General features: G+C 61.2%; 21 protein-coding genes. 10 read left to right on the forward strand and 11 right to left on the reverse strand.

From position 1 onward, the window contains the following. Nucleotides 1-36: 36 nt before the first annotated feature. The gene (locus tag PSH90_RS00285; RefSeq protein ID WP_095182294.1) at nt 37-990 is read left to right on the forward strand and encodes a homoserine kinase; all 954 of its coding nucleotides are present in this window, start codon (nt 37-39) and stop codon (nt 988-990) included. Between the two features lie 128 nt (nt 991-1,118). On the opposite strand, the gene PSH90_RS00290 is transcribed toward PSH90_RS00285, so the two are convergent. Next, nucleotides 1,119-2,039: a zinc ABC transporter substrate-binding protein gene (locus PSH90_RS00290; protein WP_236167891.1), complete on the reverse strand. Its 921-nt coding sequence runs from the start codon at nt 2,037-2,039 to the stop codon at nt 1,119-1,121. 66 nt (nt 2,040-2,105) lie between these two features. On the opposite strand from PSH90_RS00290, the gene PSH90_RS00295 reads away from it, so the two are divergent. From PSH90_RS00295 to PSH90_RS00310, 4 genes are read left to right on the forward strand one after another with little or no spacing between them, the layout of a single operon-like run. Next, complete coding sequence (locus tag PSH90_RS00295) at nt 2,106-2,588, forward strand: Fur family transcriptional regulator (RefSeq protein ID WP_024014990.1); 483 nt, start codon at nt 2,106-2,108, stop codon at nt 2,586-2,588. After that, nucleotides 2,588-3,373, forward strand: a complete 786-nt coding sequence (gene znuC, locus PSH90_RS00300; RefSeq protein ID WP_024014991.1) for a zinc ABC transporter ATP-binding protein ZnuC — start codon at nt 2,588-2,590, stop codon at nt 3,371-3,373. Before PSH90_RS00295 ends, znuC begins: the two co-directional genes overlap by 1 nt. Then, complete coding sequence (gene znuB / locus PSH90_RS00305) at nt 3,366-4,154, forward strand: zinc ABC transporter permease subunit ZnuB (RefSeq protein ID WP_305381908.1); 789 nt, start codon at nt 3,366-3,368, stop codon at nt 4,152-4,154. Before znuC ends, znuB begins: the two co-directional genes overlap by 8 nt. Nucleotides 4,155-4,191: 37 nt before the next feature. Then, complete coding sequence (locus PSH90_RS00310; protein WP_016772339.1) at nt 4,192-4,905, forward strand: PA5502 family lipoprotein; 714 nt, start codon at nt 4,192-4,194, stop codon at nt 4,903-4,905. Between the two features lie 94 nt (nt 4,906-4,999). Here the strand turns inward: PSH90_RS00310 and katE are convergent, their stop codons facing one another. Next, nucleotides 5,000-7,141: a catalase HPII gene (katE, locus tag PSH90_RS00315; RefSeq protein ID WP_252885092.1), complete on the reverse strand. Its 2,142-nt coding sequence runs from the start codon at nt 7,139-7,141 to the stop codon at nt 5,000-5,002. Between the two features lie 263 nt (nt 7,142-7,404). Between katE and PSH90_RS00320 the strand changes: the two genes are divergently transcribed. From PSH90_RS00320 to PSH90_RS00330, 3 genes are all read left to right on the forward strand, one after another. Beyond that, nucleotides 7,405-8,412 carry a methionine ABC transporter ATP-binding protein gene (locus PSH90_RS00320; RefSeq protein WP_016772338.1) on the forward strand — a complete coding sequence of 336 codons (1,008 nt, stop codon included), beginning with the start codon at nt 7,405-7,407 and terminating at the stop codon, nt 8,410-8,412. Continuing rightward, entirely contained in the window at nt 8,412-9,086 is a 675-nt protein-coding gene (locus PSH90_RS00325; RefSeq protein WP_016772337.1) for a methionine ABC transporter permease, read from the forward strand. The genes PSH90_RS00320 and PSH90_RS00325 overlap by 1 nt, the downstream gene beginning before the upstream one ends. A gap of 64 nt (nt 9,087-9,150) precedes the next feature. Then, entirely contained in the window at nt 9,151-9,921 is a 771-nt protein-coding gene (locus tag PSH90_RS00330) for a MetQ/NlpA family ABC transporter substrate-binding protein (RefSeq protein WP_252879183.1), read from the forward strand. A 281-nt stretch (nt 9,922-10,202) separates the two neighbouring features. On the opposite strand, the gene PSH90_RS00335 is transcribed toward PSH90_RS00330, so the two are convergent. From PSH90_RS00335 to PSH90_RS00355, 5 genes are read right to left on the reverse strand one after another with little or no spacing between them, the layout of a single operon-like run. Then, nucleotides 10,203-10,838: an SCO family protein gene (locus PSH90_RS00335; RefSeq protein ID WP_071173962.1), complete on the reverse strand. Its 636-nt coding sequence runs from the start codon at nt 10,836-10,838 to the stop codon at nt 10,203-10,205. Then, nucleotides 10,835-11,734 carry a heme o synthase gene (cyoE, locus tag PSH90_RS00340; protein WP_150743231.1) on the reverse strand — a complete coding sequence of 300 codons (900 nt, stop codon included), beginning with the start codon at nt 11,732-11,734 and terminating at the stop codon, nt 10,835-10,837. The genes PSH90_RS00335 and cyoE overlap by 4 nt, the downstream gene beginning before the upstream one ends. Beyond that, nucleotides 11,722-12,801, reverse strand: a complete 1,080-nt coding sequence (locus tag PSH90_RS00345; protein WP_305381909.1) for a heme A synthase — start codon at nt 12,799-12,801, stop codon at nt 11,722-11,724. The genes cyoE and PSH90_RS00345 overlap by 13 nt, the downstream gene beginning before the upstream one ends. Nucleotides 12,802-12,811: 10 nt before the next feature. Continuing rightward, nucleotides 12,812-13,405, reverse strand: coding sequence for a hypothetical protein (locus PSH90_RS00350; RefSeq protein WP_305381911.1), 594 nt, complete (start codon nt 13,403-13,405; stop codon nt 12,812-12,814). Further along, the gene (locus PSH90_RS00355; protein ID WP_305381913.1) at nt 13,371-14,111 is read right to left on the reverse strand and encodes an SURF1 family protein; all 741 of its coding nucleotides are present in this window, start codon (nt 14,109-14,111) and stop codon (nt 13,371-13,373) included. Before PSH90_RS00355 ends, PSH90_RS00350 begins: the two co-directional genes overlap by 35 nt. 70 nt (nt 14,112-14,181) lie before the next feature. Between PSH90_RS00355 and PSH90_RS00360 the strand changes: the two genes are divergently transcribed. Further along, nucleotides 14,182-14,385, forward strand: a complete 204-nt coding sequence (locus tag PSH90_RS00360) for a twin transmembrane helix small protein (protein WP_016772330.1) — start codon at nt 14,182-14,184, stop codon at nt 14,383-14,385. Nucleotides 14,386-14,394: 9 nt separating this feature from the next. Here the strand turns inward: PSH90_RS00360 and PSH90_RS00365 are convergent, their stop codons facing one another. The 4 genes from PSH90_RS00365 to coxB form a co-directional block, all read right to left on the reverse strand. Then, the gene (locus tag PSH90_RS00365) at nt 14,395-15,282 is read right to left on the reverse strand and encodes a cytochrome c oxidase subunit 3 (protein WP_095182286.1); all 888 of its coding nucleotides are present in this window, start codon (nt 15,280-15,282) and stop codon (nt 14,395-14,397) included. Between the two features lie 25 nt (nt 15,283-15,307). Then, complete coding sequence (locus PSH90_RS00370; RefSeq protein WP_016772328.1) at nt 15,308-15,859, reverse strand: cytochrome c oxidase assembly protein; 552 nt, start codon at nt 15,857-15,859, stop codon at nt 15,308-15,310. A 133-nt stretch (nt 15,860-15,992) separates the two neighbouring features. Next, nucleotides 15,993-17,579: a cytochrome c oxidase subunit I gene (ctaD, locus tag PSH90_RS00375; protein WP_016772327.1), complete on the reverse strand. Its 1,587-nt coding sequence runs from the start codon at nt 17,577-17,579 to the stop codon at nt 15,993-15,995. Between the two features lie 82 nt (nt 17,580-17,661). Then, a complete protein-coding gene (coxB, locus tag PSH90_RS00380) occupies nt 17,662-18,789 on the reverse strand; it encodes a cytochrome c oxidase subunit II (RefSeq protein WP_016772326.1) in 1,128 nt (375 codons plus the stop codon). 370 nt (nt 18,790-19,159) lie between these two features. On the opposite strand from coxB, the gene PSH90_RS00385 reads away from it, so the two are divergent. Further along, a complete protein-coding gene (locus PSH90_RS00385) occupies nt 19,160-19,810 on the forward strand; it encodes a hypothetical protein (RefSeq protein WP_041476468.1) in 651 nt (216 codons plus the stop codon). The last annotated feature ends 25 nt before the right edge of the window (nt 19,811-19,835 follow it).

Consider the following 19,835-nt stretch of genomic DNA (forward strand, 5'->3'; position numbering starts at 1 on the left):
CGCCGCCGTTGCGGCGCCCGTACTGGCAGTCAAGACATGTCTGTGTTCACTCCCCTGGCTCGGCCCGAGCTGGAAACCTTTCTCGCCCCTTACGGGCTCGGCCGCCTGCTCGATTTCCAGGGGATCGCCGCCGGCAGCGAAAACACCAATTTCTTCATCAGTCTGGAGCAGGGCGAGTTTGTCCTGACCCTGGTCGAACGCGGCCCGGTGCAGGAGATGCCGTTCTTCATCGACCTGCTCGACGTGCTGCACGAAGCCGAACTGCCGGTGCCTTACGCCCTGCGCACCACCGACGGCTTGGCCCTGCGTGAACTCAAAGGCAAGCCGGCGTTGCTGCAACCGCGTCTGTCGGGCAAGCACATCAAGGTCGCCAACGCCCAGCATTGCGCCCAGGTCGGTGAGTTGCAGGCACATCTGCATCTGGCGACTCAGGGCGAGCGCATGATCAAGCGCAAAACCGATCGCGGCCTGGACTGGATGCTGGAGGAGGGCACTGAATTTCTCTCGCACCTGAGCGATGAGCCGCGTGCCTTGCTGCAAAAGGCGCTGGATGAGATCACCGAGCGCAAAGAGAAGATTCTTGCGCTACCTCGCGCCAATATTCACGCCGATCTGTTCCGCGACAACGCCATGTTCGAAGGCACCCATCTGACCGGGTTGATCGACTTCTACAACGCCTGCTCGGGGCCGATGCTGTACGACGTGGCGATCGCGTTGAATGACTGGTGTTCGGACGAGGAGGGCGTGATCGATGGCCCGCGCGCCCGGGCATTCCTCGGTGCCTACGCGGCGCTGCGCCCGTTCACGGCGGCGGAGGCTGAGCTCTGGCCAACGATGTTGCGTGTGGCTTGTGTGCGTTTCTGGCTGTCACGCCTGATCGCCGCCGAGCAGTTCGCCGGGCAGGATGTGTTGATTCACGATCCGCAGGAATTCGAGCAGCGCCTGGCGCAGCGGCAGAAGGTCAATACACCGTTGCCCTTCGCCCTCTGAGTAGATTCGCCAAGCAAACACGAACCTGTGGGAGCGAGCCTGCTCGCGAAGGCGGCGGCCCGTTCAGCATTTTTGCTGACTGACCAACCGCTTTCGCGAGCAGGCTCGCTCCCACAAGGTTTGTGTTGTTACAGCGACTCCAGGCACCCGGCCAGATCATTGCTGAGTTTTTCCAGCACCTGCTCATAGCCCTGAGCCGTCGCCGGCGTATAACCACCCAACGCATCCAGCTCGGCGAGTTTCACCGGCAAACCGGCCACCAGGGTTTCCGCCAGGCGCGGACGCAATGGCGGCTCGCTGAACACACAGGTCTTGCCTACTTCCTGCAAACGCTTGCGCATCGCCGCGACATGCTGGGCGCCGGGCTGTACTTCGGCGGCCACCGCGAACACCCCGGCGTGCTTCAGGCCGTAAGCGTCTTCGAAATAATCGAAGGCTTCGTGGAAGACGAAGTACGGCTTGCCTTCGACATTGGCAAGACGCTTCTTCAAGCGCTGATCCAGCGCATCCAGACGTTCATCGAAGGCTTTGGCATTGCTCTGATAGCGCTGGGCATTGGCCGGGTCGGCGGCGCTGAGGTCGGCGGCCATTTTGTCGGCGATCACCCGCGCATTGACCGGTGACAGCCACAAATGTGCATCCAGCGAGCCGGGGCGATGATCGTGATCATGCTCGTCGGCTTCTTCGGCATGGGAATGGTTGTCCGCGCCAAAATGCCGCAGCTTGAGCCCCGGCAGATCCTGCACGGCGACGCTCGGCAGGCTGCGACCGCCGAGTACGCGCGGCAGGAAACCTTCCATGTCCGGGCCGATCCAGTAGAGCAGATCGACTGACTGCACCTTCCGTACGTCGGATGGGCGCAGGGCGTAATTGTGTGGGGAGGCACCCGGCGGCAGCAGCACCTCGGGAATCGCCACGCCGTCCTGCACGGCAGCGGCAATCAGCTGCAACGGTTTGATACTGGTGAGCACTTTGACCTCGGCCTGGGCCGTACCGATCAGCAGAAAACTGGCAACACAAGCCACAAAAACAGAAAAAAGTCGGGACACGATGACCACTCAAGGAAGCGAGAACGGGTAACATAATAACGTCTCCAGCAAATCTCGTCGCCGCTCATGCCTATTACACCGATTGCCAGCCGTCCCCACGACCACTCCCATTGCGTGCACAGCGCTCTGTCCGAGGCCGATACCTTGTGCGCGCAGAAAGGTTTGCGTCTGACTGCCCTGCGCCGCCGCGTGCTGGAACTGGTCTGGCAAAGCCACAAGCCGCTGGGTGCCTACGACATCCTTGCGGTGCTCAGCGAGCAGGACGGCCGCCGCGCCGCGCCGCCTACGGTGTACCGCGCACTGGATTTCCTGCTCGAAAACGGCCTGGTCCATCGCATCTCGTCGCTCAACGCCTTCGTTGGCTGCGTGCATCCTGAACACGCGCACCAAGGCCAGTTCCTGATCTGCCGCGAGTGCCACGCCGCCATCGAACTTGAGCAAAAAGTGATCAGCGACGCGATCATCAGCAGCGCCAAAGATGTCGGTTTCATCGTCGAAGCGCAGACGGTCGAAGTGGTTGGTCTGTGCGCCGGTTGCCAGGGGGCCTGATGAGCAACGCGCTGATCCGTCTGGAGCAGGTCGCCGTCACGTTTGCCGGGCAGACCGTGCTGGACAACATCGAGCTGAGCGTCGAGCCGGGGCAGATCGTCACCCTGATCGGCCCCAATGGCGCCGGCAAGACCACGCTGGTACGCGCCGTGCTCGGGCTGTTGAAGCCGAACAGTGGCAGCGTCTGGCGCAAGCCGAAATTGCGCGTCGGTTACATGCCGCAGAAACTGCATGTTGACCCGACGCTGCCGCTGTCAGTGCTGCGCTTCCTGCGCCTGGTGCCTGGCGTCGATCGTTCGCGTGCCTTGGCCGCGTTGAAGGAAGTTGGCGCCGAACACGTGATCGACAGCCCGGTGCAGAGCGTTTCCGGCGGCGAAATGCAGCGTGTGCTGCTGGCTCGGGCACTGCTGCGTGAGCCGGAACTGTTGGTGCTGGATGAACCGGTGCAGGGCGTCGACGTGGCCGGGCAGGCCGAGCTGTACAGCCTGATCACCCGTCTGCGTGACCGCCACGGTTGCGGCGTGCTGATGGTGTCCCACGATTTGCATCTGGTGATGAGCACTACCGATCAGGTGGTCTGCCTCAATCGTCACGTCTGCTGCTCCGGGCACCCCGAGCAGGTCAGCGGCGATCCGGCATTTGTCGAGTTGTTCGGCAAGAACGCGCCGAGTCTGGCGATCTATCACCACCATCACGACCACGCCCACGACCTGCACGGTTCGGTGGTCAAAGGCCCGCTCGGCGGGCAACCTCATGTTCATGGAGACGGCTGCAAGCATGGCTGATTTTCTCTTGTATGCCCTGCTTGCAGGTCTGGCCCTGGCACTGGTGGCCGGACCGCTCGGCTCGTTTGTGGTGTGGCGGCGCATGGCCTATTTCGGCGATACCCTGTCCCACGCCGCATTGCTCGGCGTGGCACTGGGCTTTTTGCTGGACGTCAGCCCGACGGCGGCGGTGACGGTCGGTTGCCTGCTGCTGGCGGTGCTCTTGGTGACGCTGCAACAGCGTCAGCCACTGGCATCCGACACGCTGTTGGGAATTCTTGCACCGAGCACCCTCTCTCTCGGCCTGGTGGTACTAAGCTTCATGCATGAAGTGCGGATCGACCTGATGGCCTATCTGTTCGGCGACTTGCTGGCAATCAGTCCGAGCGATCTTGCGTGGATTCTCGGTGGCACCGCGGCGGTGCTGGTGTTGCTGGTGACGCTGTGGCGGCCGCTGCTGGCGGTCACCGTGCACGAAGAATTGGCGCGGGTCGAAGGCCTGCCGGTTGCGGGTTTGCGCTTGGCGCTGATGCTGTTGATCGCGGTGGTGATCGCCGTGGCGATGAAAATCGTCGGGGTGTTGCTGATTACATCGCTACTGATCATCCCGGCGGCTGCGGCACAGCGTCACGCCCGTTCGCCGGAGCAGATGGCCTTGGGCGCGAGCCTGCTGGGCATGCTCGCGGTGTGCGGCGGGCTGGCGTTGTCGTGGTTCAAGGACACTCCGGCGGGGCCGTCTATCGTTGTGACGGCAGCCGCGCTGTTTCTGTTGAGTTTTGTTCTGCCCCGTCGTGGGGTGTAGACTTGGCCGCTTTTTGCGCAATTAGAGAGTCGCAGGAATGAAGCCGTTCGCCTCCCGTTATCTGCTCCTTGTCGCATTTTCAGTGCTGCTGGGCGCCTGCCAAAGCACGCCGCCGGTGGCTGAAGTCCCCGATGCGCGGGCTACGGCCATCGCACAGCTGGAGCAAAGCCTGGCCAGCAGCGAACTGGCCACCGCCGAAGACCAGTTGGCCGCTTTGCAGGCCGCGACCCCCAACGATCAGTCCCTTGAGCAGTACCAGCGGCAGCTGGCCGAGGCGTACCTGCGCCGCAGCCAGATCGTTCTGCAAAAGGGCGATGTCAACGCTGCCGCCACCGCGCTCAGCCGCGCCCGTGCTCTGATGCCCAAGGCGCCAGCGCTGACCGGCGGCGTCAACGGCGCGATCACCGAAGCGCGCAAGGCCGAGCTGGAAAAGGCCGAGGCCGCGCTGCTGGCTGCCGAAGCCAGGCCGAAAGCCAAGGTCATCGACCCGACCGCCGAGAGCACCACTGTTGCGTTGAACATCGGCGATATTCACAAGCTGCAACGGCAACTCGATGCTATCGCCGCCGATGTGGTGAATTACGAATGCGCTGTCAGCATTCAGGCGCCGCGCACCGCGGATTATCCTTGGCTGGCGACGTTGCTGAGCAAGCGAGTAAAGAAGCTCGATCCTGATTTTGATTTGCAGATCGAGAAGCAGATCTTGCGCACGGTTCCGGCGCAGATGGTTTTAAGTCCGCGCAAGCCATAAAAAGCTTCGCGAGCAGGCTCGCTCCCACAGGTGCAACAGCGTACCTGTGGGAGCGAGCCTGCTCGCGAAAGCGTCCTCTCAACCAATAAAGATCTTAAGCCGGAATAGCCTTGGCCTTAGGCTCGCGCGCCCAGACCCGGTGCTCGCCGATCGCGGCGAAGAACGGTTTGGTCAGCGCCCCTACATCCGCGCCCTGCAACAACCCCGCATCCGCGTCGAGCTTCAACAGGTCCTGCAACTGCTTGGCCTCGCCGTGCAGCGCGATCGCCTTGAGATGCTTGTAAGCTTCGAGCAGATAATGCAACGCCACGCCGTCACCGCTCAACGCGGTAATCGACGCTGCACCACCCGGTACGAACACGGCGTCGAAAGCGATTGAAGGCATGCCTTCCATCGACGCATCCACCGGCAATGCCTTGCCATCAGCGGTCTTCACTGGCGCCGAGGTCGGGCCGAGCAGTTTCGCGTGGGCGCCTTCGGCTTCAAGTGCTTTCTTCATCGCATCGATCGCTGCAGCATCAACGCCGTTGGCCGCGAGAATCGCCACTTTGCGCGTCTTGATGTTGCCTGGCAGCAGGTTGGCCTGGCTCAGCGCTGGCGATTGCTCCAGCGAGGTCTTGCGCACTTCGACCGTGCCTTTGGCTGGTGCCGGCAAACCAAGGTTTTCAGCCACACGTTTGGCCAGGGTCAGGTCGATATTGGCGAGGATCTCGTTCACTTCACGGGCACGGATGAACTCACGCTCGACCTTGCCCAGCTCGAAGCTGTAGGCAGCGATGATGTGCTCTTTTTCGTGGTCGCTCATGCTGTTGAAGAACAAGCGGGCCTGGGAGAAGTGATCGCTGAACGATTCGCTGCGCTGACGGATCTTCGCCGCATCGATGCGCTCCGGGTAGCTCTCGAAACCACCGTCCTGTGCCGCTGGCGGGGTTTCTTTTGGCCAACCGCCGTCGATCGAGTTCGGCTCGTACGAGGCACGCCCCTTGTCGATGGTGCTGCGGTGTTGCGCATCGCGCTGGCCGTTGTGGAACGGCGCCACCGGACGGTTGATCGGCAACTCATGGAAGTTCGGCCCGCCGAGTCGGCTGATCTGCGTGTCGGTATAGGAAAACAGCCGACCTTGCAGCAACGGGTCATTGGAGAAGTCGATACCCGGCACAATGTGGCCAGGGCAGAAGGCGACCTGCTCGGTTTCGGCGAAGAAGTTGTCCGGGTTGCGGTTCAGGGTCATTTTGCCCAGCGGCGTAATCGGGACGATTTCTTCTGGAATGATCTTGGTCGGATCGAGGATGTCGAAGTCGAAATCGTGTTCGTTCTCTTCTTCGACGATCTGCACGCCCAGTTCCCATTCCGGGTAATCGCCCATCTCGATCGCTTCCCACAGGTCGCGGCGGTGGTAGTCGGTGTCCTTACCGGCGAGCTTCTGCGCCTCGTCCCACACCAGCGAGCAAGTGCCGGCGGTAGGGCGCCAGTGGAATTTGACGAAACGTGATTTGCCCTCGGCGTTGATCAGGCGGAAGGTGTGTACGCCAAAGCCCTGCATGCTGCGCAGGCTTTTCGGGATGGCCCGGTCGGACATCGCCCAGATCACCATGTGCGCCGATTCCGGCACCAGCGAGACGAAGTCCCAGAACGTGTCGTGAGCCGAGCCGCCGGTCGGGATTTCGTTGTGCGGCTCGGGTTTCACCGCGTGGACGAAGTCTGGGAACTTGATCGCGTCCTGAATGAAGAACACCGGCATGTTGTTGCCGACCAGGTCGAAGTTACCCTCGTCGGTAAAGAATTTCACCGCAAAGCCGCGCACGTCACGCACGGTATCGCCGGAACCCCGTGGCCCCTGCACCGTAGAAAAACGCACGAACACCGGGGTTTTCTTGCCCGGATCCTGTAGGAAACCGGCCTTGGTCAGTGCTGCATGGTTCTCGTAAGTCTGAAAGAAACCGTGGGCGCCGGTACCGCGCGCATGGACGATACGCTCCGGAATGCGCTCATGGTCAAAGTGCGTGATCTTTTCACGCATGATGAAATCTTCCAGCAGCGACGGCCCGCGCGGCCCGGCTTTAAGGGTGTTCTGGTTGTCGGCGATCTTCACGCCCTGATTGGTCCGCAGTGCCTGACCGGTGGCGTCGGAACGGAATTCTTCCAGGCTGTCGAGCTTGGCGTTGGTGTTGGCGCGATCCGGGGTATCGGTCCCGGCCATTTCGCTTTTATCAGGTGCAGGCTTTTTGATGCTCATCAGACGTAAACTCCTCGTTTGGCCCCGGATGCCTTCCGAAGACCCTTGAGTGATTCCCGGGCACGGCACCCAGGGGTTTCAAGTCGCTTAAGTAGTGACTGATGAGCGTTTCAGCCGTTCCGTTTATCTGACCTTTGATCGCGTTATTGCCAAATTGAAGGTTAATTGCGAAATAAATGCTAAGAACCTCTATACGGACAGGCTAAAATGCGCGCCCGGCTAACCGCTGATCCTTTTCCAACGCGCCCCACAAGGTTCGCTACGTGATCGAGTTTCAAAACGTCCACAAGACTTACCGCGTTGCCGGTAAGGATATTCCCGCGCTGCACCCGACCAGTCTCGCCATCGAGAACGGCCAGGTGTTCGGCCTGATTGGCCATTCCGGTGCGGGCAAAAGTACCCTGCTGCGTCTGATCAATCGCCTGGAAGATTCCAGTGGCGGCAAGATCATCGTCGACGGCGAAGAAGTCACCGCACTGGACGCCAACGGACTGCGCCGTTTCCGCCAGCAGGTCGGGATGATCTTCCAGCACTTCAATCTGCTCGCCTCCAAGACCGTCGCCGACAACGTGGCCCTGCCGCTGACCCTGGCCGGTGAGCTGTCGAGCAGTGAAATCAATCAACGAGTGGCCGAGCTGCTGGCGCGGGTCGGTTTGTCCGACCACGCGAAAAAGTACCCGGCGCAACTGTCCGGCGGTCAGAAGCAACGCGTCGGCATCGCCCGTGCGCTGGCGACCAAGCCGAAGATTCTGCTGTGCGACGAGGCCACCAGCGCCCTCGACCCGCAGACCACCGCATCGGTCCTGCAACTGCTGGCGGAAATCAATCGCGAACTGAAACTGACCATTGTCCTGATCACCCACGAGATGGACGTGATCCGGCGCGTCTGCGATCAGGTCGCGGTGATGGACGCTGGCGTGATCGTCGAGCAGGGTCCGGTGGCCGATGTGTTCCTGCATCCGCAGCACCCGACCACCAAGCGTTTCGTCCAGGAAAGCGAGCAGATCGACGAGAGCGAGCAGCGTGACGACTTCGCCCACGTGCCCGGGCGCATCGTGCGTCTGACCTTCCAGGGTGAAGCGACCTACGCGCCGTTGCTCGGCACCGTCGCCCGGGAAACCGGCGTCGACTACAGCATCCTCGCCGGTCGCATCGACCGCATCAAAGACATTCCGTACGGGCAACTGACCCTCGCTGTCACCGGTGGCGACATGGAGGCGGCGTTCGCCCGCTTCACCGCCGCTGACGTTCACATGGAGGTGTTGCGCTAATGGCTGATCTGATGAGTTTCTTCGCCAATATCGACTGGTACGAAATCTGGCTGGCGACTGGCGACACCATGCTGATGCTCGGCGGTTCGCTGCTGTTCACCGTGCTGCTCGGCCTGCCGCTGGGCGTGCTGCTGTTTCTCTGCAGCCCGCGTCAGTTGCTGGAGAACCGTGGCCTCTACGCCGTGCTGTCGCTGGTGGTGAACATCTTGCGTTCGCTGCCGTTCATTATTCTGCTGATTGTGATGATTCCGTTCACCGTGCTGATCACCGGCACCTCGCTGGGCGTGGCCGGGGCGATTCCGCCGCTGGTGGTGGGTGCTACGCCGTTCTTCGCGCGTCTGGTGGAAACCGCGCTGCGCGAAGTCGATCGCGGCATCATCGAAGCGACCCAGTCGATGGGCGCGACCACGCGGCAGATCATCATGAACGCCCTGCTGCCGGAAGCCCGTCCGGGCATCTTCGCAGCGATTACGGTGACAGCGATTACACTGGTGTCCTACACGGCGATGGCCGGTGTGGTCGGCGCCGGTGGTCTGGGCGACCTGGCGATCCGTTTCGGCTACCAGCGTTTCCAGACCGACGTGATGATCGTCACCGTGGTGCTGCTGTTGATTCTGGTGCAAGTGCTGCAAATGGTTGGCGACCGCCTGGTCGTGCATTTCTCGCGCAAATAAGCGGTTTTTTAATCAAGAGGCGCCGGTCATTCGCTGGCGGGCGCCCTCACAAGGAGTTAGCTGAATGAAAAAACTGATCGCTGCTTTCGCCGCTGTTGCGGCGTTTTCGGCCCACGCCGAGACCCTGACCGTTGCCGCCACCCCGGTGCCGCACGCGGAAATCCTCGAGTTCGTCAAACCGGCCCTGGCCAAGGAAGGCGTGGATCTGAAGGTCAAGGTCTTCACCGACTACATTCAGCCGAACGTACAGGTCGCGGAAAAGCGTCTGGACGCGAACTTCTTCCAGCACCAGCCGTATCTTGATGAATTCAACAAGGCCAAGGGCACTGATCTTGTAGCCGTGACCGGTGTGCATCTGGAGCCACTGGGCGCTTATTCGAGCAAGATCAAGGATCTGAAAGACCTGCCCGGCGGTGCCAACGTGGTGATCCCGAACGACGCCACCAACGGCGGCCGCGCGCTGTTGCTGTTGGACAAGGCTGGCGTGATCAAGCTCAAGGATTCGAAGAACATCCTGTCGACCGTCAAAGACATCGCCGAGAATCCGAAAGACCTGAAGATCCGTGAACTGGAAGCCGCGACCATCCCGCGCGTGCTGACTCAGGTCGATCTGGCGCTGATCAACACCAACTACGCGCTGGAAGCCAAGCTTGATCCGTCCAAGGATGCGCTGGTGATCGAAGGCAACGACTCGCCGTACGTGAACATCCTCGTGTCCCGCCCGGACAACAAGGACAGCGACGCGATGAAGAAACTGGCGGCTGCGCTGCACAGCCCGCAAGTGAAGCAGTTCATTACCGAGAAGTACAAAGGCGCGGTATTGCCGGCGTTCTGATTTGGATGGCTGCAATGAAAAAGGGGACGCCAATGGCGTCTCCTTTTTTGTGTCTGGTGTCTGGCTTTGGACCTGCTTTGAAGCTGCCCCTCACCCCAGCCCTCTCCCAGAGGGAGAGGGGGCCGACCGAGGTGTCTGGCGCTATGCATCGACCTGAAAGATCCAGTCGATTATGGATTCAGCACAGCGCTTACAAGTCGGCGTATTGCTTCAGCATCCCCCAATCAGTCCCCTCTCCCTCTGGGAGAGGGTTAGGGTGAGGGGCTTTTCGCTTTCTGCGTTTATTTGCGGTTGAGCATCACCGGCAATTGCGCCACCAGTTTGGTGTTATTCAACGGCGCCCGAATAAACCCACGCTGCGTACCATCCGGCCCGATCACCGCCAGATTGCCGCTATGGTCCACCGTGTAATTCGGCTTGCTGGTATCAGCCGGAATGAACGGAATGCTCACCGCGTTCGCCACCTTCTGCAGCTCCTCGATAGATGAAGGCGTCAGGCCTATGAACTGCGGATCGAAGTAGCCCAGGTACTGCTTCAACTGCTTCGGGGTGTCGCGGTTGGGGTCCACGCTGACCAGCACGATCTGCAACTTGTCCACAGCCTCTTTCGGCAGTTCACTCTTGATCTGTCGCAGTTGCGCCAGGGTGGTCGGGCAGATGTCCGGGCAGAAGGTGTAGCCGAAGAACAACAGACTCCACTTGCCTTTCAACTCATCGATGGCAACCGGTTTGCCGTCCTGATCGGTCATGGTCACGTCCGGCAGGTTGCGGCTCTGCGGCAGCAGGATGATTCCGGCGTCGATCAGCGCAGTCGGGTCGCCCTGGCCTTTGCCGCTGAGCACTTTGTTGACGGTAAGCCCGAGGATCAGCGCGATCACGGCGACGAGGATGAAGACGGTTTTCTGGGTTCGGGTCATAGGTTCAACAGTAAGTAGTGGTCTACGAGCAGGGCGATGAACAACAGGAACAAGTAATAAATAGAGTACTTGAAGGTGTTGATCGCCGCGTGCGGCCGACTGCCACGGTACAGCACCACGGCCCATTGCAGAAACCTTGCGCCCAACACCAGCGCACAGACCAGATACAGCACGCCGCTCATGTGAATCACGTAGGGCAAGAGGCTCACTGCCAGCAACGCAAAGGTGTACAGCAGAATGTGCACTTTGGTGTAGTGCTCGCCATGGGTCACCGGCAGCATCGGAATGTCGGCCTTGGCGTATTCCTCCTTGCGATGAATCGCCAGCGCCCAGAAATGCGGCGGGGTCCAGGCGAAGATGATCAGCACCAGCAACAGCGGTTCGGCACTGACATGGCCGGTGGCGGCGGTCCAGCCCAGCAGCGGTGGCGCGGCGCCAGCGAGGCCGCCGATGACGATGTTCTGCGGCGTCGCGCGTTTGAGAAAACCGGTGTAGATCACCGCGTAACCGAGCAGCGAGGCGAGGGTCAGCCACGCGGTCAATTGATTGGTGAAAGTCAGCAGCAGGGCTTGGCCGAGCAGCGCCAGCACCAAGGCGAAGGTCAACGCCGCCGCAGGTGAAACCCGGCCCTCGGCCAGAGGCCGTTTGTGCGTGCGCGCCATTACCGCATCGATGCGCCGATCGACCACATGATTGACCGCCGCCGCACCACCGGCACACAAGGCGATGCCCAGATTGCCAAACACCAGCACTGTCCACGGCACGCCGGCGCGGGTAGCGAGGAACATGCCGACCAGCGAGGTGATCAGCATCAGCACCACGACTTTCGGTTTGGTCAGCTCCAGATAATCGCGCCACAGCGCTTGCGCCGCACGCTCGCCGATCAGACTCGCCATGGCGTTTCTCCTTTCAATGCGATGGGCGCGACGGCAGGTTTGTGCGCACTCAAGCGCCAGCGCGCCAGCACCGGTTGGCTCACCCGCAGCAGGCTGGTGCGGGCGTGGTAATTGACCAGTACCAGCGTCAGCAACAGCGCCGCACCGCCAGCGTTATGGGCGACGGCCACCGGCAGCGGCAGATGAAACAGCACGTTGCTGATGCCGAGGGTGATCTGCGCCGCAAGGGCGATCAGCAGCAATCCGGCCAATCGGGTCATGCCTACCGCTTTCAACTGCCAGGCCAGACCGAGCAGTACGACCGTCACCAGCAAAGCGCCGATGCGGTGGGTCAGGTGAATCGCCGTGCGTGCATCGCTATCGAGTTGCCCGCCGAGATAATTCGGGCCGATGTGCTGGGTCAGGTGGAAACCGTTGGCGAAGTCCGCTGGCGGCAGCCATTGGCCATGGCAGGTGGGAAAGTCGATGCAGGCCACCGCTGCATAGTTGGAACTGACCCAGCCGCCCAAGGCGATCTGGCCGATCACCAGCAGCAGCCCCGCTGTCGCCCAGTATTGCAGGCGCTTCGGTACTATCAGCGCCGGCAGCACGCCGGATAACCTCAGCGTCAACAGAAACAGCAGACTCAGCGTGGCAAAGCCGCCGAGCAAATGTCCGGTGACCACTTGCGGCCAGAGCTTGAGCGTCACCGTCCACATGCCGAATGCCGCCTGAGCGATGACCACTGCCAGCAGAAACAGCGGCAGTTTCAGCGGCTGGCCCGGATGACGCCGGTTGACCCAGGCGCGCCCGGCCAGCACTGAAATCAGCAAACCGAGGGTGCCGGCGAAGTAGCGGTGAATCATCTCGTTCCAGCCCTTGTGCGCCTCCACTGGCGCGTCAGGGAAGTGCAGTTCGGCATGGGCCAGTTGCGCCTCGCTTTTCGGCACGCTGATAAAGCCGTAGCAGCCTGGCCAGTCCGGGCAGCCGAGGCCGGCGTGGGTCAGGCGGGTGTAGGCGCCGAGCAGCACTACAATCAGTGCCAGCAGGGTGGCAAACAGCGCGAGGCGAAATCCAGGTTTGGCCATGACGATGCCCTCATCCGATGTTCGACAGTTTCAGCAGATGCCGCAGGTCGTTAAGCAGATCCTTGCCCTTCACATTCGGCTCGTAACGCAGCACCAGATTGCCGTGTGGGTCGACGATCCACAGCTGCGGCACGGCTTTGTCGCCGGTGGTCCTGGCGAACACGCCGGCATCCAGCGGATAGCGCTGCAGTTGCGGATATTCGCGGTCGAGCTTGGCGGCGTAATCGGCGCTCAGTGGTTGCGCGGCGGCGAGGGCGTGGCTGGCGCGCCCGGCTTCGCGGCCGAGGCTGATCTGGATCTGCCGCACCAGATAAACCAGTTGCTGGCAATCGACGGCGCAATCCTTCGGCGCCGTGACCAGAATCTGCCAGCGCTGCTCGTCGGCCTGCACGCCGAGGTCGGCGCGGGTCTGGCCGTTGCCGATCAGCTCGCCGTGATAGCTGCGTCCTTCCGGCACCCAGAACTGCAATTTGTACATGCCGGTGGCGAGCAGCATCGGCCCGACCACGCCAAGCACGATCAGCAACAACTGAATGCGCCCGCGCCGGCGGCTGGGAACGGGTTTGGCCTCAGACATGCTGGGTGGATTCATGGCGCTTCCCATGGCGTTTCTCCTTTGCGTTGTGCCAGCCCAAATAGAGGTAAAGACCGAGCAGGGCCGTGGCCATGGCGAACCATTGCACGGCGTAGCCGAGGTGTTTTTCCGGCCCCATCGCGACTACCGGCCAATCGGTCTGATAGCTGACCGGGCCGGGTTCGGCGCGTAATTCGTAGGCGAAGCCGTCGCGCTCCAGGGTTTGCCACAATTTGCCCGGCTCGACGGCGGTGATGGTCTGCGGCCAGACACTGCTGACCGGATCGGCGTGCAACTGGAACGTTGCGCCGGGGGCGACATAGACCCAGGCGTCGAGCGTCAGCGCCTCGGCGGGTGTCGTGAATTGCGGCGGCACACGCCGGTCGGGCCAAGGCAGCCAGCCGCGATTGACCAGCAGCCACAGACCGCTGCGTTGATCCTGAAACGGTTGCAGCAATTCAACGCCGACCTTGCCGCCTCGCTGGCGGTTGTCGAGCAACAGGGTATGGGCGGGGTCGAACTGGCCGTGCAGGCGCACGCGGCGGTAAGCCGGGTCGGCGTTGCCGAGCAGTTCACTGCTGGCCAGCGGTTCGGCCACGCGACGTTCGGCATAACTGGCCAGCAGCGCGGTTTTCTCCGCGCCCCGGCCCAGTTGCCAGAAGCCCAGCGCAACCATCAGCGGCAGCAACAGCGCCACCACGACAGTGGGAATCACGCCCGGGCTAAAGCGCTTCATGGGCGCGCCATAAAGTCAGTCATCGCGATCGCTATACTCAATTGCATCGCCTGTCCCCCGGAGTCTTGCCATGTTCAAAGCAGCGATCGTCCTGATGCTGATTGCCACGGTCGTCAGCCTGTTCAGCGGCCTGTTTTTCCTGGTCAAGGACGACAGCAGCTCCAATCGCCTGGTCATCGCCCTGAGTGTTCGGGTGGCACTGGCCGTGGTCACCGTCGGCCTGATGGCCTGGGGTTTCTACAGCGGCCAGTTGGTGTCCCATGCGCCCTGGTAGCGCCAGCAGTCAGAGGACGTAAACGAAGAAGAACAAACCGATCCACACCACATCGACGAAGTGCCAGTACCAGCTAGCCGCCTCGAAACCGAACTGGTGCTCGTTGTCGAAGTGGCCCTTCATGATGCGCATCAGCATCACGAACAGGATGATCGTGCCGATGGTCACGTGGGCGCCGTGGAATCCGGTGAGCATGAAGAACGTCGCGCCGTAGATGCCCGAGCCGAGGGTCAACCCCAGCTCTTTATAGGCGTGGATGTATTCCTCGGCCTGGAAACCGAGGAACGCGATGCCCAGCAGTACGGTGATCGCCAGCCACAGTTTCAGTGCGCCGCGATGGCCTTTCTTCAGCGCATGGTGGGCGATGGTGATGGTCACGCTGGAGCTGACCAGCAGAATGGTGTTGATCAGCGGCAGGCCCCACGGGCTGATGACTTCTTTTGGCGGCGGGAACAGTTTCGGATCAGGTGTGTGCAGCAGCGGCCAGACAAATTCGAAGTTCGGCCAGAGCATGTGCGCGATGCCTTTCGGCCCCTCACCGCCCAGCGCCGGCCCGGACACATGGCGCACATAGAACAGCGCGCCGAAGAAGGCGACGAAGAACATCACCTCGGAAAAGATGAACCAGCTCATGCCCCAGCGGAACGAGCGGTCCAGCTGCGGGCTGTACAGCCCCGCGCGACTTTCCTTGATCACCGCACCGAACCAGCCGAACAGCATGTACGCCAGCAGCAGGCCGCCGACGAAAAAGATCAGCGGGCCGTGGGAGTCCGGGCGTGCGGCCTTGAGATCGTTGAACCAGGTGGCGAGGCCGTACACGGTGACGAACATCCCGAGCGTGGCGATGATCGGCCATTTGCTCTGGGCCGGGACGTAATAATGCTCATGAGTTGCCATTTATTGTTCTCCTTATCGGCCACGCTCAGCCGCCAGTGTTTACAGCCACCGGCGGATGTCGGGCGGTGATATCGAACAGCGTGTAGGACAGCGTCAGGTGCTTCACTTCCTTGGGCATGTCGCGGTCAACGATGAAACGCACCGGCATCTCGATCTGTTCACCGGGTTGCAGCACCTGCTGGGTAAAGCAAAAGCATTCGGTCTTGTGGAAAAACGCCGCGGCGTTGCTCGGCGCAATACTCGGCACCGCTTGCGCACTCATCGGTTTGTCGGTGGGATTGCGTGCGATGAAGACCATCTCGTTCACCGCGCCGGGATTGGCGGTCAGCTCGTCGTGTTTCGGGTAAAAGTCCCACGGCATGTCGGCGGTGTTGGTCGAGAGAAACTGCACGCGCACCTGGCGCGAGGTGTCGACCACTTGCTCGCCCGCATACTGGCCGCCGGTCTTGCCGTTGATGCCGAAGGCTTTGCACATCACGTCGTAGATCGGCACCAGGGCGAAACCGAAGACGAACATCGCCACCACCACCAGCAACAGGCGGGTGACGAGTTTCTTCAGCGAGATCGAGTCAGCCATGGTTCATGCCTCCCTCGTGTTCCCTGGTGGCCGGTGATGCTGTGGTGAGGGGATCTGTGTACATCCACAGAAGATCTGTGAGCATCCACTGGGGATCTGTGCCTCTGCACACATTGCAAAAAACAGGAGGTGTTCATTTCACTTCCGGCGGCGTGGTGAAGGTGTGATACGGCGCCGGCGACGGCACGCTCCACTCCAGCCCTTCGGCGCCGTCCCACGGTTTCGCCGGGGCCGGTGCGCCGCCACGGATGGTCTTGATGACGATGAACAGGAAGAAGATCTGCGTGGCGCCAAACATGAACGCGCCGATCGACGAGACCATGTTGAAGTCGGCGAACTGCAGGTTGTAGTCCGGAATCCGTCGCGGCATCCCCGCAAGGCCGACGAAGTGCATCGGGAAAAAGGTCAGGTTCATGCCGACGAACGACAGCCAGAAATGCAGCTTGCCGAGGGTTTCGTCGTACATGTGCCCGGTCCACTTCGGCAGCCAGTAATAGGCCGAGGCGAAGATGCCGAAGATCGCCCCGGGCACCAGCACATAGTGGAAGTGCGCGACGACGAAGTAGGTGTCCTGGTACTGGAAGTCCGCCGGGGCGATTGCCAGCATCAGCCCGGAAAAACCACCGATCGAGAACAGGATGACGAACGCCACGGCAAACAGCATCGGCGTCTCGAAGGTCATCGAGCCTTGCCACATGGTGCTGGCCCAGTTGAACACTTTCACACCCGTCGGCACGGCGATCAGCATGGTCGCGTACATGAAGAACAACTCGCCCACCAGCGGGATGCCGACCACGAACATGTGGTGCGCCCAGACGATGAACGACAGGAACGCGATGCTCGCCGTGGCGTAGACCATCGAGGTGTAGCCGAACAGCGGTTTGCGCGCGAAGGTCGGGATGATCTGGCTGACCGCGCCGAACGCCGGCAGGATCATGATGTACACCTCGGGGTGGCCGAAGAACCAGAACACATGCTGGAACAGCACTGGATCACCACCGCCGGCAGCACTGAAGAAACTGGTGCCGAAGTGGATGTCCATGAGCATCATCGTCACGCAGCCAGCGAGCACCGGCATCACTGCGATCAGCAGAAACGCGGTGATCAGCCAGGTCCACACGAACAGCGGCATTTTCATCAGGGTCATGCCGGGTGCGCGCAGGTTGAGGATGGTCGCGACTACGTTGATCGCGCCCATGATCGAACTGATGCCCATCAAGTGGATGGCGAAGATGAAGAACGTCACGCTTTCCGGTGCATAGGTCGTCGACAGCGGCGCGTAGAACGTCCAGCCGAAATTCGGCCCGCCGCCGGGGGTGAACAGGGTCGAGACCAGCAGCAGAAACGCGGCCGGCAACAGCCAGAAACTGAAGTTGTTCATCCGTGGCAGGGCCATGTCCGGCGCGCCGACCATCAGCGGAATCATCCAGTTGGCGAGACCGACGAACGCCGGCATCACCGCGCCGAACACCATGACCAGACCGTGCATGGTGGTCATCTGGTTGAAGAATTCCGGCTGCACGATCTGCAGGCCGGGCTGGAACAGCTCGGCGCGAATGACCATGGCGAACGAGCCGCCGAGCAGGAACATGCAGAAGGCAAACCACAGGTACAGCGTGCCGATGTCCTTGTGGTTGGTGGTCAGCACCCAGCGCATCAGGCCTTTGGCGGGGCCGTGGGCGTGGTCGGCGTGACCGTGGTCATCGATGACAGCGCTCATGGCCGGTCTCCTTTACGAAAGTGGACGGGGCAGGCCAGGGCGCGCTGCCCCGACCGGTTCACTGAATACGCAATTGACCGGCTCATTTGCTTTCCGCCTGTTTCAGCTCCAGCACTTCTTTTGGCGTGACCATGTCGCCCTTGTTGTTGCCCCAGGCGTTACGTTCGTAAGTCACGACCGCTGCGATATCGACTTCCGACAGCTGCTTGCCGAACGCCGCCATGGCGGTGCCGGGTTTGCCGTGGTAGACGATGCTCAGGTGATCCTTGATCGGCCCGGTGGCGATTTTCGAGCCCTTGAGCGCCGGGAACATCGGCGGCAGGCCCTGGCCTTCGGCCTGGTGACAGGCCACGCAAGTGGTGTGATAGACCTTGTCGCCGCGTTCCTTGAGCTCGTCGAGGGTCCATTCCTTGCTGGTCAGTTCTTTGAGCTGCGCGGCCTCGGCCTTGCGCTCGGCGAGCCATTTTTCGTAGTCGGCCTGTTCCTTGACCTCGACCACGATCGGCATGAAGCCATGGTCCTTGCCGCACAATTCGGCGCACTGGCCACGGTAGAGGCCGGGCTTGTCGATGCGCGTCCAGGCTTCGTTGACGAACCCGGGAATCGCATCGCGCTTGACCGCAAACGCCGGCACCCACCATGAGTGAATGACGTCAGCCGAGGTCACCAGAAAGCGCACCTTGGCGCCGATCGGCAGCACCAGCGGCTTGTCGACTTCGAGCAAGTAATGCTCGCCCTTGGCTTCCTTGTTGTGGATCTGCTCGGCGGGGGTGGCCAGGTTGCTGAAGAACTCAACGTCCTGGCCCAGGTATTTGTAGTGCCACTTCCACTGATAACCGGTGATCTGGATATCGATGTCCGGCTCGCTGGTGTCGTACATCTTGATCAGCGTCGCGGTGGCCGGCACGGCCATGGCCACCAGGATCAGCAGCGGCACGATGGTCCACATGATCTCGACGCCGGTGCTTTCGTGGAATTTGGCCGCGACCTGGCCGGTAGAGCGGCGGTGCACCATCATCGACCAGAACATGGCGCCGAAGACGATGATCCCGATCACCACACAGATCCAGAAAATGGTCATGTGCAGGTCGAATACTGCGTGACTGATTTCAGTCGCTCCAGGCGCCATATTCACAGTCCAGGCCGCGTTGGCCGGGCTGAAAATCGACCACAACAGGAGGCCCATCCAGACATGTGGATGTCGCATCATTGCGGGTTCCCCTTATCGTTCTTGTTATCCCGCCGGCGTATCGCCTGCGGCAAGGGAGCGGCTGCATCAGACTACGAACTTGAATCGCCGGGCCTTGCTGCGGGTGCAGTCGGGCGTCATCAGCTAACTCCATTCATTGGCGAGTATAGACAGCGCCCGGGATTTGCAACCCGGGCACGTAAATGAGCTGAAACACCCGGCGCTTGCGTTCAAGTGCCCGAATGGAGAAGGATGCAGACGAGTGGTGGCGAATGGATATAACGCAGCTGCATCAAGGATGAAATAATTATGACAAATGCGTCTTAGCGTTTTTCGTAAGCCAGCTAAGTTATGTCTTCCCTATTTCATTGCCTTGTTTCCTGGAGTTTTCATGAACACCGCCGCATTGCGCGAGCAGATCCAACAAGCCCAACAGCACGAAAAAGACACCGGCCTGCTGACCCGTCAGCTGGAAAGCAAGCTGCCTCACCTGCACCCGGCGATCCAGTTGCCGGAAGCCGACGCCCAGGGCGTGCTGACACGTTTTGTCGCCGCCTACATCGATGAAGTGCCGGACCTGCTGGATGCAGCCAATGAAGTCGCCAGGGAAGCGGGAATCGAATCGCAGATCAAACCGGTGCTGAAAATCGCCGAGCAGTATTTCCTCCAGCCGCCGGCGATCATGGCCGGACATGTCGGCCTGGACAGCCTGCTCGACGAGGCCTATCTGGCACACCGTTTTGTCGAAGAGGTCAACGACCTGTACATCAAGCATTTCGGCCAGCCATTGATCCCCTTGGACATGACGGTCGCCAACCTGATTGCTCACCAATTGATCGGTGAGGAATTCGCCAACCAACTGGACGAAGCGGTGCATCACGCGATCGACGAGATGCTCAACGAAGAGAGTTTTGCTTTGGAGTCGGTAGAAGCCTATCGCGAGAAACTCAGCAGCCCGGACACTGGCGCGGCGTGGAAACGCTGGCCGTGCATGAGCCGCCGGTTGGGTGTGGGGCTTGAGCTCGATCAGCCTGCTGCCTGATTTTCTTGGGTCATAAATCCAGTGT

The sequence above is a fragment of the Pseudomonas sp. FP1762 genome, from assembly GCF_030687105.1.
Classification (GTDB): domain Bacteria; phylum Pseudomonadota; class Gammaproteobacteria; order Pseudomonadales; family Pseudomonadaceae; genus Aquipseudomonas; species Aquipseudomonas siliginis.

Coding starts and splice junctions, on each gene's coding strand:
- PSH90_RS00285 (WP_095182294.1), top strand. CDS start 37: ATGTCTGTGTTCACTCCCCTGGCTCGGCCCGAGCTGGAAACCTTTCTC.
- PSH90_RS00295 (WP_024014990.1), top strand. CDS start 2,106: ATGCCTATTACACCGATTGCCAGCCGTCCCCACGACCACTCCCATTGC.
- znuC (WP_024014991.1), top strand. CDS start 2,588: ATGAGCAACGCGCTGATCCGTCTGGAGCAGGTCGCCGTCACGTTTGCC.
- znuB (WP_305381908.1), top strand. CDS start 3,366: ATGGCTGATTTTCTCTTGTATGCCCTGCTTGCAGGTCTGGCCCTGGCA.
- PSH90_RS00310 (WP_016772339.1), top strand. CDS start 4,192: ATGAAGCCGTTCGCCTCCCGTTATCTGCTCCTTGTCGCATTTTCAGTG.
- katE (WP_252885092.1), bottom strand. CDS start 7,141: ATGAGCATCAAAAAGCCTGCACCTGATAAAAGCGAAATGGCCGGGACC.
- PSH90_RS00325 (WP_016772337.1), top strand. CDS start 8,412: ATGGCTGATCTGATGAGTTTCTTCGCCAATATCGACTGGTACGAAATC.
- PSH90_RS00330 (WP_252879183.1), top strand. CDS start 9,151: ATGAAAAAACTGATCGCTGCTTTCGCCGCTGTTGCGGCGTTTTCGGCC.
- PSH90_RS00335 (WP_071173962.1), bottom strand. CDS start 10,838: ATGACCCGAACCCAGAAAACCGTCTTCATCCTCGTCGCCGTGATCGCG.
- cyoE (WP_150743231.1), bottom strand. CDS start 11,734: ATGGCGAGTCTGATCGGCGAGCGTGCGGCGCAAGCGCTGTGGCGCGAT.
- PSH90_RS00345 (WP_305381909.1), bottom strand. CDS start 12,801: ATGGCCAAACCTGGATTTCGCCTCGCGCTGTTTGCCACCCTGCTGGCA.
- PSH90_RS00350 (WP_305381911.1), bottom strand. CDS start 13,405: ATGGGAAGCGCCATGAATCCACCCAGCATGTCTGAGGCCAAACCCGTT.
- PSH90_RS00355 (WP_305381913.1), bottom strand. CDS start 14,111: ATGAAGCGCTTTAGCCCGGGCGTGATTCCCACTGTCGTGGTGGCGCTG.
- PSH90_RS00360 (WP_016772330.1), top strand. CDS start 14,182: ATGTTCAAAGCAGCGATCGTCCTGATGCTGATTGCCACGGTCGTCAGC.
- PSH90_RS00365 (WP_095182286.1), bottom strand. CDS start 15,282: ATGGCAACTCATGAGCATTATTACGTCCCGGCCCAGAGCAAATGGCCG.
- PSH90_RS00370 (WP_016772328.1), bottom strand. CDS start 15,859: ATGGCTGACTCGATCTCGCTGAAGAAACTCGTCACCCGCCTGTTGCTG.
- ctaD (WP_016772327.1), bottom strand. CDS start 17,579: ATGAGCGCTGTCATCGATGACCACGGTCACGCCGACCACGCCCACGGC.
- coxB (WP_016772326.1), bottom strand. CDS start 18,789: ATGATGCGACATCCACATGTCTGGATGGGCCTCCTGTTGTGGTCGATT.
- PSH90_RS00385 (WP_041476468.1), top strand. CDS start 19,160: ATGAACACCGCCGCATTGCGCGAGCAGATCCAACAAGCCCAACAGCAC.